Genomic DNA, 17,968 nt, shown 5'->3' with positions numbered 1-17,968 from the left:
CACCATATTTTAAACCCATACATCATCTCTGTTGCGTGTCAAAACAATGTGCAACTACAACCAATGCACTAGTTTCACTATGATATTATTGCATATGAACCAGAGGGTGAGGATTATCAAGTAAAAATATTCTTTGAGTTGCAAAAAGTAAAGCGTGTTCGCCGCCTACATGCTGGGAGAATATAAAGGCTGGTATTTTAAATGTTAGGAGTCAGGTGATATTTAGTATGCTTCAAGAGCTAAAACATGAAATTGGGCATGAATTTGCATCAAGAATAGATAATAGAGATGCATTGGTTTTCAATCAAACAATAGGCAGTGAGCCCGAACAATGTTACTTGGCACACGATTGTATTATGTTAGCAGACAGACTGGCAATAATAACAACCTATGGAATTAAACCTTTAGGGAATGAAAAAATAGAAGGCAGGGTATCAAATACTATGTTTGCGATACTGAGGGCTATAGGAGAAAGGCAGAACGATCGTAACTTCAACTTCTATTTTCTTTACAATGCACCGTCAATTCAACGTGTTGTTGTTGGAAAAAAAACCACAATTAGTACGAGAGAAAACCATGATAGTGATGAATATTCATGGGATGATGTAATAAACACCTATAACAATCAAATTGAAGATGATAATTTTGATAAATCGTTATTCGAAAGTGCTAGAAAAATAAGAATAGATGGCATTAGATGCAGAGTAAACTTCATCGCAGCAAGTCCAAGCGTTCTTGGAACCCATCATAACAAATACTGTATTAATGATAATTGCTTCTCGTCAACATTAGGGGCTAGTTTAGGTAACAAATCAAAGCCACATTGGTATGACTCTGGGCTAGCTTTCATAAGCTATGAGTTAACTCGTTATATGATTGAGTATTTTGAAAAATATCAGCTATCAACTGCATCATATATAACGAGAATCAGTCATCGTGGTACTCTAGTACCAGAGGATATAGACACATCAGCTAGAATCCTGAGAGGGATATATAAGAGAAATCTAAATTACTCGCGTGACTTATCTCATTTCCCGAACAAACATAGGTGTCTATTATTTATTCCTGAGGCTAGAAGCCTCCACTATCAATCCTTAATGTGGATTAATAATATTGGTAGAAATTTCTCCTCTTTCCGCTCTAAACAACCTATAAGGATTGCTTTTGAGGAAATGTTCGATCAAGCTCAACAAGGAGATACTATTTTTCTTAGAAATGGATCTTGGGGGGATATAATAATAGATCTCATTAAAAAGGCCTTATCAAAGGGGTGTCGTGTAAACCTTCTTATGCCTTTTTATAACGGTGACCACCGTAATATGTCTAACAGATTCCGTTATTTGTATAATTTCGTAAAAGATGTACATTTTTTACCTGGGGCTAGGTTTGAGCTAAGGTTTCTGTGCCCCGATAAAACCATTAATGACTTCCATAGAGTCACTCACAATAGCGAAAATGATATTGGGCTTTTAGAAAATGGATTTGTGGATCATGCAAAGGTCTATGGGTTAAAATCATCTAGATTAGGACGTGAAGACTTTTTAATGACTGGCACTCATAATTTAGATGGCCAATCATTTCTCAGAAGTCATGAAAATATGATTTTGGTTGAGTCAAGTAATATTAGTAGTCTATATGAATCATTATTTAATAGCTTTTGGAATAAGGCAGAAAGATTTAATTTGTATGATTTGAAGAATTTAAATTCCGCACTATCTTGGAATGTGTTTTCTCAAAGCTCTGGTTGGACTAGCCGCTTACCTTCAAAGTTAAAAGATAGAAAGTCGAATATATTTTACCCAGACTGTACGATTGATAGAGTACCTGATGGTTCAGAAGTTAACAGAGATGAAGTAACGATTAGTGAGTTGAGTGAACTCACTAGGCTAATAGATAAAATACTTCCGAATGGATTTTACAGCGGAAAGTTAAGGAGCAATAGAAAATCCCATTCTCTTATAGAAATTAAAAATCACATCGATGATATAATTATAGGTAGAATTTTGTTCCATGAGTTTACCTCTACCTATGATATTTTTTGTCAAATCATAAAAACCGCAATCGTTGTCAGAGGTACAAATAATAAAACAACCACAGGAAATAAGATAATTACGTTGCTTAACAGCAATACCTTTCCAAGACTAAAAACCATGTTTGCTAATTTCTTAAGTCTTAACCGACAATTTAGTTACCCCGATTTATTAACATTTATACGCATGGATGAAAACATTGACATTACAAGAAGCAATAGTAAAAAAATGGATTATTATACTTTGAGTCAAATGTACTAACTGTAGACGCAGCTTCACTGGCTTATAGATAACACGCTCACTCAATATAAATAACGATAACTTTACATATACTCTAGTAAAGTTATCTATTCCCCCAAATTAGAAACAATGTATGATGAAACTATAAGTTTGGCGTCTCAGTCTATTTAATCATCAATTTATGTCGAATGAATTTAAATTACTAGCCGAGAGTCCATAGAAATCTTTATTTTTTCTATTGATGTTATCTTCTACTAGCTTATAGACTTTAAATAGGATAAATTTAAGGAGTAACAAATAATTTCTATAACATTTTACTCAAAATGTTAACAAGGTTTAAAATGCCATTTCAATATATTCCAAAAACAACAAGATTTCGTTTACAACAATCGATAGACGGCTATATTAACTCTCAACCGAGTTCAATTAAAAAAGCGTTCATGGATGGTCAACTTACTGAAGCGAAAAAGAATACGGCCCGAATACTTAGACAAAGAATAAGCGACACACATACAACCGTAGATCAGGCCATCGACGCCATTAGAATTTGTAGTCGTACTTTCATAAGCTTAGAAAAAACTCATAAAGCAAGGGGGCACGGTCGATCTGAAATCATGATCCAGCGCTGCTTGAAAATACTTGCACCATTTAGAACTAATGAATTGCTTATTCGTGACATCAAAAGACAAGCTCTATTGAAGAAAATTCGCAAAAGTTTGAAAATTAAACCTTACCACTCTAACTCAAAAAAGAGGAAAATAGAGATATTACATTGGTTATATATGAACCTTTCAGTAGATGGAGACGACTTATCGTATAAGGATGCGATCAAATATATAAAAGATGCGTATGATTCCTTAAAAGAATTTCATAGTGAGTTACCCAAAGAAAGTATCAGCAATGAGTTAGCATTACTACGCTCACTTGTAGAGCAAATCGTTCCATATTTAAAATACTCAGATGTGTATGAAGACGAAGCATTCTTATCTGACATCGAATATAAGAAGCCTAAAAGTTATGCCCCAATTTACCATAGCTTACCGATCAGCCTTTCGGTGCTCAATGAAAACCATAGGCTGCAAAAGCTTTCCTTTTTGCTTTTCCTACGTTATGGCGACCCTACTGTCGTACCCGTACGGAATAACCAAATTGAGCTCAACTATGATCGCTCCAAAGATAAGATCTTAGGCCCACAGGATACATTTAGCGAAGAAGCCCTAGCGCCTGATGTTTTACAGCAGGATACTGGTATAACCGATTTAGATGTTAATATAGAGACAAAGTTTAGGCTCGTCATCAACATGGACAGCGTAAAATATTATGATAATCGATGCCCTATTAGTGTCCTTATTCATACTGGCCACTTGGCTATTTTTCAAAAGGCACGGGTTTTGGTGCTGTACAACATCGAAGAGCATATTAATAAAAGCAGTACGAAAATTGAACGAGATATACTTTGGAGAGAAGACGTACACACAATACGGTTAAGTAAAAATATCGTGAAGTCTGCCTTTAAATATAGAAGGTTGTATAAAATGATAAGCACTTTACAAGACCCATCACAACCGAAAGCTCATTCTCCTATACTTGATAATCTAGTTAATGAATTTTTTGCGAGATTATCTAGTGATGGATTAAATGAGACTGATATTCTCACAACGTTACAAGTCCTTGACCGAATCCGCTTAGAGTCAATGGTCAGTTTGTCATCGATATTATCCGATGTCATGGATAATATCATTCGTGATGGTTACCAACTTACCAACAATGTCTATGCAAGGCTTTCACTCGGGTTTGAGCAATTTACTGCTCTGTGGAACAATCGAAATATACCACCAGCCAATATGGATCAACAAAGCCGTGAAGTATTAACAAGGCGACTCTCGCAAACTGACTACAATAGTAACAATTACTTTAGCGCTGACATTCTCTTTATAGTATGGCGAATACTGCAAGCGATTGGATGGAACTCTGATCTACTGGCTGCCGTAGGGCAAGGAAGGATCAAAAGTAAAGAAACTGGCTACTTCGAAAAAGCACTCTACACGTACTTCTTGGTTTCAAATAACTCTGCTTCTGAAAATGCGAGTTTAGTGTATGGAGGCCTCTCGTCTGTAGGCAGTAGTTTACTCAGTTCTCCCAAAAACTTACAAGACGCAATAATGCGCTACTTTTCCAACTAGTGATGCCAAGGCTCTGTCGTTAAAGAATCTTTGCAACGGAGCCTTAGATTAGCTACTCTGCCTTTCACCTATGAAGGATAGCTTGACTACAAACATTTGGTATAATTAGGTGCTTGTTATACCGCCAGTTTTGGCAAGGCTGTCCTCTTTAAATGAATCTCAAAACTATCGGTGGGGCTGGACGTCCATTAATTATTACTACGCTAGCGTTTATTAGAACTTGTAAGACGCTCCCATATAAAAAGAGCTAGCATTGAGCGTTTCATCATCAGATGACTCTGACGTTTTCACGTTAATTGCATCAGCTTCATAAGCCACTCGGATTCCAAGTCCTTCTATTTGTGTTGACGTATATTCGAGGCCAACTCCATAGTGAAAGCCAGCGCCAGAACCTTCTGTAAAAGATTGTCCACCTGATTCATTTAGATCTATAGAAGCCAACCCGAAAGTGGTAAATGGTCGTAGCCCATTATCAAACGTGTAACCCAAGTTCATCGACAAGGCTAGCGAATTGATATCCATAGAATTGGACTTTCCATATTCGGTATAGGAACTTTCGATATGTACAATTCGATCAAACACATAACCGCCATATACTTTCGTTGCCTCACCGCCATCAGAAGTATCTGAATTGGTATTCGAATCTAGATGAGTAATTTTACTTTTCGTTAGCCCTATACCGCCACCAACGTAAAAGCCAGGATCACTTATTCCTGCGAATGCACGCGTTGTCAATAATGCATAACAAACCAAAGTTATCGCGACTTTCTTCATTGTATATACTCATGACTGGTAGTTTAAATTTTCACTAAAGCCCTAAGAAGAGTAACACATTGGTTTTATTATAAATTTGATCATCTCTGAACTATTTAGTTTCGGTCCCAAGCAGAACTTACATGCCTTCCTTTATGGCTTCACATCCAGTATCAGGATGAAATAAGACGCCTATATTTAACAGAGCTCCAATACCCTTGAGCTACTAGTGCTTGATAAGCATGCTGTTTTTTAGTGCTCAAAGTTTACCCTAAGAAAAATAAACAGCGGACTAATCCATTAAAATTCCTGCAACTTCGAGCTTCTCCAAAAGCTGCTTAGACTTCATTCTTAGCCTATCTCTTAATAGCCTAACTGTGGGAGTAATCGATTGTCGGCTAGGAAGCACTAGCCACAACTCGGTTGGGGTGGGTTTGTAAGCTTGCATGATGGCAACGACGTTTCCGGACAACAGATCCTTTGACATATCGAGGCTAGATTTTATAGCAATACCCTTCCCGTCCACACACCAACGTCTCACGAGATCTCCATCGTTAGATTCTCGGTTGCCCTTAAGCCTTACCTTATGGCTACGTTTGCCATTGGTTAGCAACCATTCATTTTGCAAGATATCCTGGAGCTGGTAACACAAAGTATTGTGCTCTAGTAGCTCGCTTGGCTTAGTTGGCGTACCGTTTTTACTCAAGTAGTCAGGACTTGCACATATCACTCGTGGTACGTCACATATTTTAAACCCATACATATTGGCATCGGTTGGTGAGCCATAACGCAGCGCCATGTCAACCGAGTCTCTATAAAAATCAATATTGCTGTCACTGATGTGAACATTGAGCGAAACATTTGGATATTCCAGCACAAAATCGTCAAGCCATGGTACTACTAAATTCCTGCCAAGATCCGAAGACAGTGCAATGCGAATTTTGCCATCAATAATGCCGAGATCTTCTTGCATATTCATTTTTGCTTGTGCAAGCATCATTAAGGCTTGCTCACATTGTGGCAGATACTTTTCACCAGCCGCCGATAGCTTTAAACGGCGAGTAGTACGGATGAACAACTCGACCCCTAGCGCAGTCTCAACTCGCTTTACGGCAGCGCTAGCGGTAGCAGTGCGCATATCGAGACTGGTAGCCGCTGCCGTGATACTTCTAAATTCCGCCACTTTTAATATGATTTCTAAATCTTCAATTAGCACGACCTACGCCCTTGTCATTCCAAACAACCTATTATTGTCAAATTATTTTTGACAATAATTCAAAGTATAGCGTGTTTCCAACGAACAATAACCGCTTTACTATGTTGCTTTATCAATCGCGCTCTTTCGCAAGAGCAAAACCGTTCAAAATATAGGAAAACATCATGACTAAGCTAACTATTGTGGCCAATATTGTCGCTAATGAAGAGAAAGTGGAACTTGTGAAAGCTGAACTTATAAAGTTGATTAATATCACTCGCTCTGAAGAAGGTTGTATTAACTATGACCTTCACCAAGACAATGAAAACCCAGCTCATTTCATGTTTTACGAAAACTGGGCCTCTCGTGAACTTTGGCAAGTTCATATGGAAACTCAACATCTACAAGATTACATGCAAGCCACCGAGGGTTGCGTAGAAAATTTCACTCTCAATGAAATGACTCAAATTGACTAGCTCTAAAATATTGTAAGGATGTGAACAGGTGCTGCGACACCAGCACCTAGTTTACTCAAGCTTTCTGGTACTTAATCCATTCAAGAGCTTTCGCTTCATGCTCTTTAATGAAGCCATCTTTGTAGTCCATATAGACTTCAATATCATTTTGACACATGGCGGCAGCTTCCTTTTTGATGCGCCCATATTCGCTGGCGATATCGGGAAATGCTCTTAGATAATCCCGAAACGCTAAATGCCGCTTCGCTTGTCGCGAGTCCAGCAAAAATGCGTGAACCTGATGCGTTCTCTTCTCGGCACTTTTCTGAAAGTAACGTCGCCCTTCAATACCAAATTCGCCTTTGGCTTCATAACCTAAAGATTCCATCTCTTTAGTGTTCGCGTCCAATTCTTCAAGGCTATGCACTTCAAGAAGAATATCGATAATAGGCTTTGCGCATAGTCCTTCCACTGAAGTGCTGCCAATATGATGTATTTGGGCAACATTTGAAGCTTCTAGCACGCCACTTAACAGACTTTTCTCTTGATTGAAATTACGTTGCCATTCATCGTTATGCTCGATGACTTCGACCACTCTTAAGCTCATAATATTTCCGCTCTCTGTAAAATGGCGTCGTATGATAACCTTATATCTCCAAAAGAGCACTATCATATGCAATTAAAGTTTGCAATAGAACTTGAGTCCATCCCTAGCTGTTTTTTGAAGCATGTCAAAAGACCTACTATGCTCTTCAAGAGAATGTACAAAAGGAATTATCGAGGTTTATAGAAAGCATTTCTCTTAGACTCGACAGCCCTTAAAGCGATTCAATACTTCATGGAATGGGCTTAATTATATGAAAAGCAGTAAATATCCGTTAGTCTTCATATTTTGTTTGGTTTTATCTTCATGCAAGACCGACTCTTCTGATTCTGACACTGACTCACAGCATAAAGCGTCCCATTATAATGATGTCGTTGCCATTTCTATAACCCAAGAAAAAATAAGCGACGGGGCTACGTCACCTAGACTTACTCGAGGACTTAGTGAACAACTCATTGCTACAGCGGTGTATCGAGATAACACAACCAGAGATATTACAAAAGAAGTAGTGTGGAACAGCTCCGATGAAAAAGTTCTCCGTGTGACGGATAAAGGTCTAGTGTTTGGTGTAAATTTTGGGGTTGGTTCAATCAAGGCGACTCTCCCAAATGGGGTCTATGGGACTTTTAAAGTAAATGTAGTCGATTTGTTTATACGGTCAATAAGTGTCACTGAGGCGTCTTCTGCTTCTGGGGGGAAAAAATTTACAATAGCTAAAGGCCTTAGCCAAAAGTTAAAAGCCACTGCGATAATGTCTGACAATTCTATGCAAGATATTACTAATGATGCTTTATGGAGAAGTACTGACCCATCTGTAAGCGTATCAAATAAAGGTATTATACGTGCTATAAAGCAGAGCAATGAAAAGGTAGAAATTACGGCGAGACTCCAAGGCAAAAAAGGGTCTATTGCTTTTATTGTAACCAATGCTGTTTTGCAGTCGATCAGCATAGTAGAAGACAATCCTATCTTAGGTGTGACAAAAAATCAGATAGCAATAGGTCTTAGCCAGAATCTCAAAGCCATAGCACACCTATCTGATGGAAACACACAAGATATTACTACTCAGGCGGCTTGGCTAAGCTCTGATTCCTCCTCTATTTCTGTTTCCAATAAGGTGTCTAATAAAGGGTTAATGCATGCAGTCAAAAATATTGGTAAGCCAATTACTATCACAGCTAACTTTAATGGGAAGAGTGGCTCAAGCATCTATACTGTAGCGCATGCAATTGTTCAAACCATCAATATAACTGAGAAAAACCCAGTGAATGGTGTTGATGAAAATATCCTTGCTAAGGGGCTTAGGCAACAATTAGTTGCGACGGCAAACTTGTCTGATGGCACAACTCAAGATATTACTGCTCAGGCTTCATGGGTGAGCTCTGATGCATCATCTTTATCTGTTTCTCCAACAGGGCTTATTCATGCGTTGAAAAATTCAAGAGAATCAATCACTATCACTGCGACGTCAAATCAAGTACAAGGCCAGAGAAATTATGTAGTAACCGACGCTATTATTCAATCAATCAGCATCATCGAGGATAACCCAGTTTTGGGGGTGACTGATAATGAAATAGCCTTAGGCCTCACCCAAAACCTCAAAGCTATCGCAAACTTCTCAGATGACACAACACAAGACATTACTGCTCAAGCAGCTTGGATAAGTTCCAATCCTTTATTTATCACTGTTTCTAGTCAAGGGCGCATGCATGCTTTGAAAGCTCATGATGAACCCATTACGATTACTGCCGTGCTTAACGAAAATAGAGGTTCAAGCCGATATACCGTGGTGGAAGCCGTTATTCAGTCCATCAGCATAACAGAGAAAAACCCTGTGAATGGTGTAGGTGATAGTACCATTTCTAAGGGGTTGAGACAGCAACTAAAAGCAACAGCAAACTTCTCTGATAATACAGTACAAGATATTACTAATGAGGCTTCTTGGGTCAGCTCTGATGTGTCATCTTTAACTGTTTCTCCAACAGGGCTTATCCATGCATTAGGTGAGAGTAGCCAATTGACGACTATTACTGCCAAGTTTGATGAAAGAGAAGGCTCAAAGGCTTATACCGTGACTGGTGCCGTTATTCAATCCATTAGTATAATAGAGCAAAACCCACTTGATGGTGCTACAGAACATACCATCGCGAAAGGGCTCAGACAGCAGCTAAAAGCAACAGCAAATTTCTCAGATGAGACAACACAAGATATTACTGCTCAAGCATCGTGGAAAAGTTCTAACGCATCATCTTTATCTGTTTCTCCAACAGGACGAATAAATGCACTGGAAGTTATTGGTGAACCGACGGTTATTACTGCCAAGTTTGGTAATATAGAGGGAGCCATGAGTTATACCGTGGTTGATGCTATTGTCCAATCCATCAGTATAACAGAGCAGAATTCGGCAAATAATGCACAAGAGAATACGATTGCTAAGGGGTTGAGACGCCAGTTAAAAGCGACAGCAAAACTGTCAGACAGTACGACGCAAGACATCACTGAGCAAGCTGTTTGGACAAGCTCTGATGCATCATCTTTAACTGTTTCCCCTAAAGGGCTTATCCATGCAATAGAAGAACTTGGTAACTCAATTACTATTACAGCCGTGTTTGCTGAAGCCAAGGGTTCAACGATTTATACGGTGACGGATCCGTTTTTAACCAATTTATCTCTAAGTTTAGATGAGAGTGTGGTTCCCGCTCCTAGTTCATCACCTGTTTCAGTACACTTTATAGCCGCCGCTGAATTTTCTGATGGTACAAAGGAAATAGTCAATGATAGTGCTACTTGGAGCCCAAATTCACCTAACGGAAGAATAGTCAATCTTAAAGGGAGTACAGGTGAGCACAAGGTTACCGCTAGCCTAAATAACAAATCAGGTTCATTTTCTTTAATAAAATCAGATCCTGTAGATATTGGCGGAAAAGATCGTGCTAAATTGACCATACCTAAAGTATATAATGGTCAACCCTACCACCTTTTATTTTTTGAGTTATGGAATTGGCACTGGAGCCCAAGAATTACTCTTCCTAGTAATGAAGAAGTTGAAGGAGATCTAGTTAACGATAGCATTCAACTAAATGATGGCACTCAAATTTTGATTCGTTCGGATACAATAAGATTTCTTTACGATACCTGGTTAGCCGTTGAGAATATAGAAACTCACTATAAAAAAATAAAGATAGTTCGCGGTTCATCGATATTATTAAAGTATGACTCTTCAAAATCTAAGTGGATTATATTAAGACATCACGGAGTAAAGTTTGGCCATGATTACTTCTGATGTGATTTAACGTTTTCAGACTGTTTGATCAGCCTTGACCAAAAGGCCACCATCTTACAGCTCGAACTGAAATCCGATAGAGCGACTCCCATGCTTAACAAATCAACCTCTAAACACCATAATCACGCTCAACCTTACACACTCGGGTTTTATAGGCCGAATACCATTTTTCCCTTCCTACCTGCTGGGCAAGCTTGTGCTCGGCATTGGCTTTCCATTGCTTGATAGAATCAAGATCAGACCAATAAGAAACCGTGATGCCAACTTCTTCTCTGGCGGATTCTATGCCTAAAAACCCCGGCTGCTCTAAGGCTAGCTCAACCATTTTTTCTGCCATTTGTTCGTAACCAGCAAGATCATGAGTGGTTTCAGAAGTGAAGATCACAGCATAGTATGGGGGCTTAGGTGTTTCAGCGATTTGAGACATGGTCAATCTCCATAATAAAGGTTAAAGTGCCAGAGTGTTCTGGCACTAGTGTACTTATTGTTGTTGGTCAAATACATCCTTGGCGACTCTAAAGGCATTGCTGGCGTTAGCCATTCCCGCATAAATCCCCATTTGCAGAAGCACTTCCACAATTTCTTGTTTTGTACAGCCTACTTTTAAGGCCGCTTCGATATGAGCAGCTAGCTGAGGCATAGCATGGCCAAGTGTCACACATGAAGCAATAATCACGAGCTCACGTGTTTTTAGATCAATCCCGGTTCTGCTTGCTATCTCTCCAAATCCCCATTCTATGGTCATATCAACAAACTCTGGGCAAACTTCGCTGAGCTCATTGACCATTGCTTCACCAACATGGCCTCCGTGAATGGCTTTTAAAGTCTTTTGGCCCAATTCATAACGTGCTTTATCCATGATGTTCCCCTACTGATTAACTCTGAGAACCCATTGTATCTATTGACAAAAATTTAAGAATAAGCATTATCATCAATACACTTTTTCAAGATATGCAATTAAAAACTGATGCTGAATGATATAGAAGTGTTCTGCACTATCGTAAAACAACAAAACTTAAGCAAAGCGGCCAAAGATCTGCACGTATCCCCCTCTATTGTGACTAGACGCTTAGCTCGCTTAGAACAACGCTTGAACACTCGTTTATTTGAAAGGACCACACGACAGCTCACCATTACAGACTCAGGGCAGAGATATTACGACTCGGTCCACGATATTTTGCTGTCACTAAAAACATTAGAAGATGATATTAGAACGAGTAATGAACAAGTTAGCGGCCATTTAAAGGTGGGGTTACCCGTTTCTATCAGCAACCGCTTTGTCAGCGCCAACCTTCATCAATTCTTGAAAAAATACCCCGCTCTCCACATACAAATCGTTAATGGTAACCACCTGCTTAACCTATTAGATAACGGTTTCAGCTGTATACTGCACTGCGGACCACTGCCCAACGTGTCGTATTACTACAAAAAAATTGCCACTTGGCGAAAGGTCCTTTGTGCCGCTCCAAGCTATTTATCTCTATTTGGTACACCAAATAACCTTGAAGAGCTGCAAAACCATAACTGCCTAGATCACCTTGATAACACCGAGCGAATCTGGAACTTTCACATTAAAGGGAACATTCGTTCTATCCCTATCAATGGAAACATATCCGTCGATAGCAGTATGGATTTATGTCAGTTGGCATCCAGCGGCTTAGGTATTGCGTACTTGCCCACTTTTTCCGTGCATAGCGAGTTACGTACAGGAAAGTTAATCCCCATTTTGCAAGAGTGTACGAATACCGAGTTTGATATGTTTGCTGTCTACCCATCAAAACAATACCTTCATAAGAAAACGCAGGTGTTTATCGATTTTATGGCCGAACTAATGGCTAAAGGTAATATGGAGTGAGAAAGCATCGGGAGGTTAATTTGTCATTTTTTACTCTCAACCTATGCCGAGAAACTTCCTGATTTTATAAGATAACTTTGTTTCCTAGTCCTAGTGTTATCGTCCCGGCGGAGATCATTTTCTCTCTCCGCTATTGAATCCTTTTTTATGCCATTTATACTGTATATATATACAGGTAACTTGTCATGCATGAACTCATCAATCAACTTAAATCTAAACAATTGATCTGGCAGGGATCTCACTCTCAGGCCTCTACTGAGTGCCTATCAACAGGCTTTCGATCACTGGATGATCGGATCGGCGGTGGTTTTCCCACTTCAGGTGTTATTGAGATTAAAACAACTCACGGGATTGGTGAGCTGAGATTATTGTGGCCGCATATCAAAAGGCACAGTAGTGGTAGAAGCATCGTGCTGATCCAGCCTCCGGGCAAATTGTGTGCTGAAAGTTTATACTCTGATGGTATCAATCTTGCCAATGTGCTCCTTGTTTACCCTAAATGTGCTAAAGATGCTCTCTGGGCCGCTGAACAGTGCTTGAAAAGTGGTGCTTGTAGTCATGTTTTACTCTGGCAAGACAAACTTGATGTTCACCATGCTAAGCGCCTTCAGGTAGCCAGTGAGCAAAGGAACTGCCTGCACTTTTTATTTAAAGCAAAAAACCACTACACCTTCTCATTACCCGTAAGTTTGAGTATGACGCTACTGCCGCACTTAAATGGTTTAGAAGTCGCTATCACTAAACGGCGAGGAGGCTGGCCGCAAAGTCGATTTATTATTCCTATGAATACCTTCACGATGCCGCTACGTTCCCCCACTCTCTCAACACACCTTCGAAAGCTGGGGTAGTTATGCAGTTATGGCTCTACTTACATTTTCCTAGACTACAACTCGAGAGCTTGTTTTCTGAACACTGCGATCAGCCTATGGCGATTGTCGATGAAAAAACACACTGTATTGTACAAATGAACGCCTCTGCCAAAGAGCAAGGACTACAACTAGCAATGGGGTTAGGAAGCTCTGCCGCTCTTTGTTCGGATCTCAAGGTGCATCCTTATGACAAACTCACCGAAACAACGGCTCTGGAGAGCATTGCTCAGCACTTATACCTAACCACAGCAGATATGATGCTGATGCCACCAAACGGGCTGTTATTAAAAGTCACGGATATGCTCACGCTCTATCAAGGTTTAGATAATTATTGGCAAGCGGTCAGATCTTCTCTTGCTCTCTTTAATATCACTTATCATTTTTCGACAGGGTTTTCCCCACTCTCCGCTCAGCTCTTAGCCCAATCGGCGACTGACCAGCTAATGTATGAAAAGTCGTCTATGTTATATTCACTTAAGTGTCAGCCAATTTCATCCGCTGATATTTCCAGTGCACACCTTGAGCTTCTTCAACGGCTCGGAGTCAAAACGATCGGCGATCTTCTTGCCATTCCTCTAGCCGATATTGCTCAGCGATTTAATATCGACCTGATCAATTACATAGGAAGACTCACCGGGCAATTTAAGCACCTTATCGACTTTTACTCGCCACCAGAGCACTTTGAAAGCCATTTGGAGATGCTATTTGATATTGAGAATGTACAATGGTTAGAAAAGCCATTGGAGAAATTACTTCATCGACTAGAGCAGTTCCTCAAGCCTAGAAGTCTGGTCGCTTACGAGCTTAAGCTTTCTTTACACTTAAGGGATGCAGAACACCATGAGTTAGCCTTCACTTCTGCGTGTGGTGAAAGTCAAGCCTCTCAATGGCTAACACTGTGTCAACTTTCTCTAGAATCTCTCACTCTAACTCACCCTATCCAAGGTTTAACATTGTGCGCCACTCGCACAGGCGAGAAGCAAACCAATAATGCCGATCTGTTTTCTAAACGCCAAGGCCAGCAAGACGAATTGGCGCTGATTTCATACCTGCAAGCAAAGCTCGGTCCTGATAGAGTAAAAAAACTTGGCCTAAGCGGTGATCCTAGGCCAGAGCATGCTACACACTTTTACAGCCCAATGTCTTTGACTACGCCAAAGCGGCTCGCGGCTAAACATGACAGCATTCGATGTCTGCGACCCAGTTTTCTATTACCAGCCCCACAAAAAATAAAGGAAAGCATTCAAATCATTCAAGGGCCAGAACGAATTGTGACCGGGTGGTGGGATGGAAGCAATATCGCCCGAGACTACTTTATCGCTCGCAATCACTCTGGCCAATGGCTATGGGTTTTTCGCACAAAAAATCAGCAATGGTATGTGCATGGACACTTCAGCTAATAACACAAGCACAATGAACAACAACACACTGTACGCTGAGCTTTTCTGTCAAAGTAACTTTTCTTTTTTAACAGGGGCTTCCCATGCCGAAGAATTGGTCATCCAAGCCAATCAACTCGGCTATCGTGCGCTGGCCATTACTGATGAATGCTCACTGGCTGGCGTTGTTCGTGCACACACTGCGATTAAAGAGCACCAGCTTCCCATTAAGCAAATTATCGGCAGTATGTTCTGGCTAAACCCAGAGTGCCAAGTGATTTTATTGTGTCCCAATAGAGCGGCGTATGCAGAGCTGTGCCGTATCATTACCAATGCTCGTCGACGTGCAGAAAAAGGGCAATATCAATTATCAGAATGGGACCTCATGTCCATACAACATTGTTTTATCCTTTGGCTACCTTGTCATCAAGCGTCTGATATCCGCTGGGGAAACTGGCTAGTTCAATATCACCAGCAGAGGTTATGGTTGGGGATACAGCGCCACTTAAACCGCTCTGAATATGAATATCTCCATCACTGCCAAACGATAGCGAAAGAGCTTTCACTGCCCATATGTGCTTGTGGAGGAGTATTGATGCACTCACCAGAGCGTTTACCTCTTCAGCATGTGCTCACTGCTATTCGACTCGGTGAGTCTGTCGACAACATCGGCCCTCATCTACTCACCAACTCAGAGCGCAGCCTTCGGCCTATACATAAATTAAGCAAGCTCTTTAAATCAGAATGGCTTAAAGAGAGCTTAGTCATTGCTCAGCAATGCGACTTTCACCTAGGTGAGCTTCGTTATGAATACCCCAGTGAGCTGATTCCTGATGGCGAAACACCAATGGGCTATTTACGCCGCTTGGTTGAACAAGGCAAACAACAGCGCTTTCCTCAAGGTGTACCGCCAGATATTTTACAAACCATTGAGAAGGAGCTGGCTCTTATTGAAGAGCTGGACTATCCGTTTTATTTTCTCACAATTCACGACATTGTTATGTTTGCTAAGCGCCAAGGCATTCTCTATCAAGGCCGAGGCTCTGCGGCTAACTCTGTGGTGTGCTACTGCCTAGAGATCACCGCTGTCGACCCTAGGCAGATTTCCGTCTTATTTGAACGCTTCATTAGCAAAGAACGTAACGAACCGCCCGATATTGATGTCGATTTCGAACATGAACGACGAGAAGAAGTCATCCAATACATCTATCAAAAATACGGCAGAGAGCGGGCGGCCTTGGCGGCAACCGTCATCACTTATCGTTTTAAAAGTGCACTAAGAGAAGTTGGAAAAGCGTTAGGTATCGCTGAAGAGCAGCTCAGCTTTTTTATCAAAAATGTCAACCGCCGCGATAGAAGCGATCACTGGGCTCACCAGCTAACCGACTTAGGGATTCAACCAGAGTCCTTAAAGGGAAAACAGTTAATAGGCTTAGTTCACGAAATCATGGGGTTCCCTAGACATCTGTCACAGCACGTTGGAGGCTTTGTCATCTCAGCGGGGCCTTTGTATGAGTTAGTCCCAGTAGAAAACGCTACAATGGCAGAGCGAACTGTCATTCAATGGGATAAAGACGATCTGGAAAGTCTCTCTTTACTCAAAGTGGATGTACTCGCATTGGGTATGCTCAGCGCCATTCGCAAATGCTTTTCTCTCATCGAGGAGCACCATGGTGAGCGATTATCGATTGCTGAAATCACCCGAAGACAAGATGATCCTAATGTGTATCGGATGATTCAAAAAGCCGACACCATTGGCGTATTCCAAATTGAGTCACGGGCACAAATGAGCATGCTACCGCGCCTCAAACCCGCCCATTACTACGACCTAGTTATCCAAATTGCCATTGTCCGCCCTGGCCCCATTCAAGGTGATATGGTCCACCCTTTTCTAAAAAGGCGGGATGGAATAGAGCCTGTTACTTATCCTTCTGAAGCGGTTAAAGCCGTCCTTTCACGAACTTTGGGTGTGCCTATTTTTCAAGAGCAAGTGATTAAACTCGCGATGGTGGCTGCAGGTTTTAGTGGTGGTGAGGCCGATCAACTCCGCCGAGCAATGGCTGCGTGGAAGAAAACTGGTGATCTGGCGAAGTTTAAATCTAAGCTTATTAATGGCATGCTAGAGCGTGGCTACGAATTAGAGTTTGCTGAGCGCATCTTCGATCAAATATGTGGTTTTGGTGAATATGGCTTCCCAGAGAGTCATTCGGCTTCTTTTGCTGTCTTGGCCTACTGTTCAGCTTGGATCAAATATTACTACCCACACATTTTTTATACTTGCCTTCTCAACAGTCTACCAATGGGGTTCTACAGCGCATCTCAGCTGGTGCAAGATGCACGTCGGCATCATATTACTGTCTTACCTGTCTGCATCAATCGTTCACAATACGATCACCATGTTGTACGACACAACCACAAGTTTGCCATTCAGCTTGGACTAAGAAGAATAAAAGGCCTGAGTCAAGAGTCCAGCCAAAAGCTACTGCAAGCAAGGCCTCAGCGTGGCTACCAACATCCGAGCGAGCTAAAACATATTAGCTTAAATAGCCATGAGATAGAAAAGCTCGCATCCGCAGGCGCTATGCGTTGCTTAGGCTTAGATCGCTACCAAGCAAGATGGTCTATGATGGACTCCCTAACCGAATTGCCGCTATTTAAGTCACAGAATGCGTCAGCCAGCCCTTTCCTCCGCTTCCCTTCAGAAATGGACAACTTACTTGAGGACTATGCCACTATAGGGCTTTCACTAGAAAAACACCCCATCCAGATACTTGATGAAACCTACCCACTCGGGCGTTTTACTCGAATGAACCAACTCACTGAAAAAAATCATCGCTCGATGGTAACCGTGGTAGGAGTCGTGACTGGCAAGCAGTCTCCAGGTACAGCAGCAGGGGTCACCTTTTTCACCTTAGAAGACGACACAGGCAACATTAACGTGGTGGTATGGAAAGCGACCGCTAGAGCCCAGAAAAAAGCCTATATGACCGCCAAAATATTAAAAGTACAAGGCATACTAGAACGAGAAGGTGAAGTGACGCATGTGATTGCGGGTCGGCTAACCGATCTCACACATTATTTAGATACGCTGGCAAGTCGCTCGCGAGATTTTCACTAAATGT

The 17,968-nt window shown here is 41.1% G+C and carries 13 protein-coding genes; 8 read left to right on the top strand and 5 right to left on the bottom strand.

Annotated elements, in window-relative coordinates:
• The first annotated feature begins 227 nt into the window (after positions 1-227).
• Together M9194_RS19530 and M9194_RS19525 are read left to right on the top strand one after the other, a co-directional pair.
• On the top strand, positions 228-2,291 hold the full coding sequence (locus M9194_RS19530) for a phospholipase D-like domain-containing protein (RefSeq protein ID WP_250614377.1): 2,064 nt from the start codon (positions 228-230) through the stop codon (positions 2,289-2,291).
• Between the two features lie 320 nt (positions 2,292-2,611).
• Positions 2,612-4,453 (top strand): hypothetical protein, encoded by a 1,842-nt coding sequence (locus M9194_RS19525; protein WP_250614376.1) that lies wholly within the window; start codon positions 2,612-2,614, stop codon positions 4,451-4,453.
• Between the two features lie 213 nt (positions 4,454-4,666).
• Here M9194_RS19525 and M9194_RS19520 read toward each other — a convergent pair whose 3' ends face one another.
• Positions 4,667-5,227, bottom strand: a complete 561-nt coding sequence (locus tag M9194_RS19520) for a porin family protein (RefSeq protein ID WP_250614375.1) — start codon at positions 5,225-5,227, stop codon at positions 4,667-4,669.
• A 271-nt stretch (positions 5,228-5,498) separates the two neighbouring features.
• On the bottom strand, positions 5,499-6,422 hold the full coding sequence (locus M9194_RS19515) for a LysR family transcriptional regulator (RefSeq protein ID WP_250614374.1): 924 nt from the start codon (positions 6,420-6,422) through the stop codon (positions 5,499-5,501).
• A 164-nt stretch (positions 6,423-6,586) separates the two neighbouring features.
• Here M9194_RS19515 and M9194_RS19510 point away from each other — a divergent pair, with 164 nt between their 5' ends.
• Positions 6,587-6,877, top strand: coding sequence for a putative quinol monooxygenase (locus tag M9194_RS19510; RefSeq protein ID WP_250614373.1), 291 nt, complete (start codon positions 6,587-6,589; stop codon positions 6,875-6,877).
• A gap of 55 nt (positions 6,878-6,932) precedes the next feature.
• Here the strand turns inward: M9194_RS19510 and M9194_RS19505 are convergent, their stop codons facing one another.
• Positions 6,933-7,463, bottom strand: coding sequence for a GrpB family protein (locus M9194_RS19505; protein WP_250614372.1), 531 nt, complete (start codon positions 7,461-7,463; stop codon positions 6,933-6,935).
• Positions 7,464-7,713: 250 nt separating this feature from the next.
• Between M9194_RS19505 and M9194_RS19500 the strand changes: the two genes are divergently transcribed.
• A complete protein-coding gene (locus M9194_RS19500; RefSeq protein WP_250614371.1) occupies positions 7,714-10,743 on the top strand; it encodes an Ig-like domain-containing protein in 3,030 nt (1,009 codons plus the stop codon).
• A gap of 109 nt (positions 10,744-10,852) precedes the next feature.
• Here the strand turns inward: M9194_RS19500 and M9194_RS19495 are convergent, their stop codons facing one another.
• Together M9194_RS19495 and M9194_RS19490 are read right to left on the bottom strand one after the other, a co-directional pair.
• Positions 10,853-11,170, bottom strand: a complete 318-nt coding sequence (locus tag M9194_RS19495; RefSeq protein ID WP_250614370.1) for an antibiotic biosynthesis monooxygenase family protein — start codon at positions 11,168-11,170, stop codon at positions 10,853-10,855.
• Between the two features lie 54 nt (positions 11,171-11,224).
• Positions 11,225-11,602 (bottom strand): carboxymuconolactone decarboxylase family protein, encoded by a 378-nt coding sequence (locus tag M9194_RS19490; RefSeq protein WP_250614369.1) that lies wholly within the window; start codon positions 11,600-11,602, stop codon positions 11,225-11,227.
• 108 nt (positions 11,603-11,710) lie between these two features.
• On the opposite strand from M9194_RS19490, the gene M9194_RS19485 reads away from it, so the two are divergent.
• From M9194_RS19485 to M9194_RS19470, 4 genes are all read left to right on the top strand, one after another.
• Complete coding sequence (locus M9194_RS19485) at positions 11,711-12,598, top strand: LysR family transcriptional regulator (protein WP_250614368.1); 888 nt, start codon at positions 11,711-11,713, stop codon at positions 12,596-12,598.
• A 185-nt stretch (positions 12,599-12,783) separates the two neighbouring features.
• The gene (gene imuA / locus M9194_RS19480) at positions 12,784-13,446 is read left to right on the top strand and encodes a translesion DNA synthesis-associated protein ImuA (protein WP_250614367.1); all 663 of its coding nucleotides are present in this window, start codon (positions 12,784-12,786) and stop codon (positions 13,444-13,446) included.
• Positions 13,447-13,448: 2 nt separating this feature from the next.
• The gene (locus M9194_RS19475) at positions 13,449-14,867 is read left to right on the top strand and encodes a Y-family DNA polymerase (RefSeq protein ID WP_250614366.1); all 1,419 of its coding nucleotides are present in this window, start codon (positions 13,449-13,451) and stop codon (positions 14,865-14,867) included.
• Entirely contained in the window at positions 14,851-17,964 is a 3,114-nt protein-coding gene (locus M9194_RS19470; protein ID WP_431769431.1) for an error-prone DNA polymerase, read from the top strand. The genes M9194_RS19475 and M9194_RS19470 overlap by 17 nt, the downstream gene beginning before the upstream one ends.
• Positions 17,965-17,968: the final 4 nt, after the last annotated feature.

Source organism: Vibrio sinus (assembly GCF_023634645.1).
In the GTDB taxonomy this organism is placed as follows: domain Bacteria; phylum Pseudomonadota; class Gammaproteobacteria; order Enterobacterales; family Vibrionaceae; genus Vibrio; species Vibrio sinus.
This window is presented reverse-complemented; position numbering and strand designations above follow the sequence as displayed.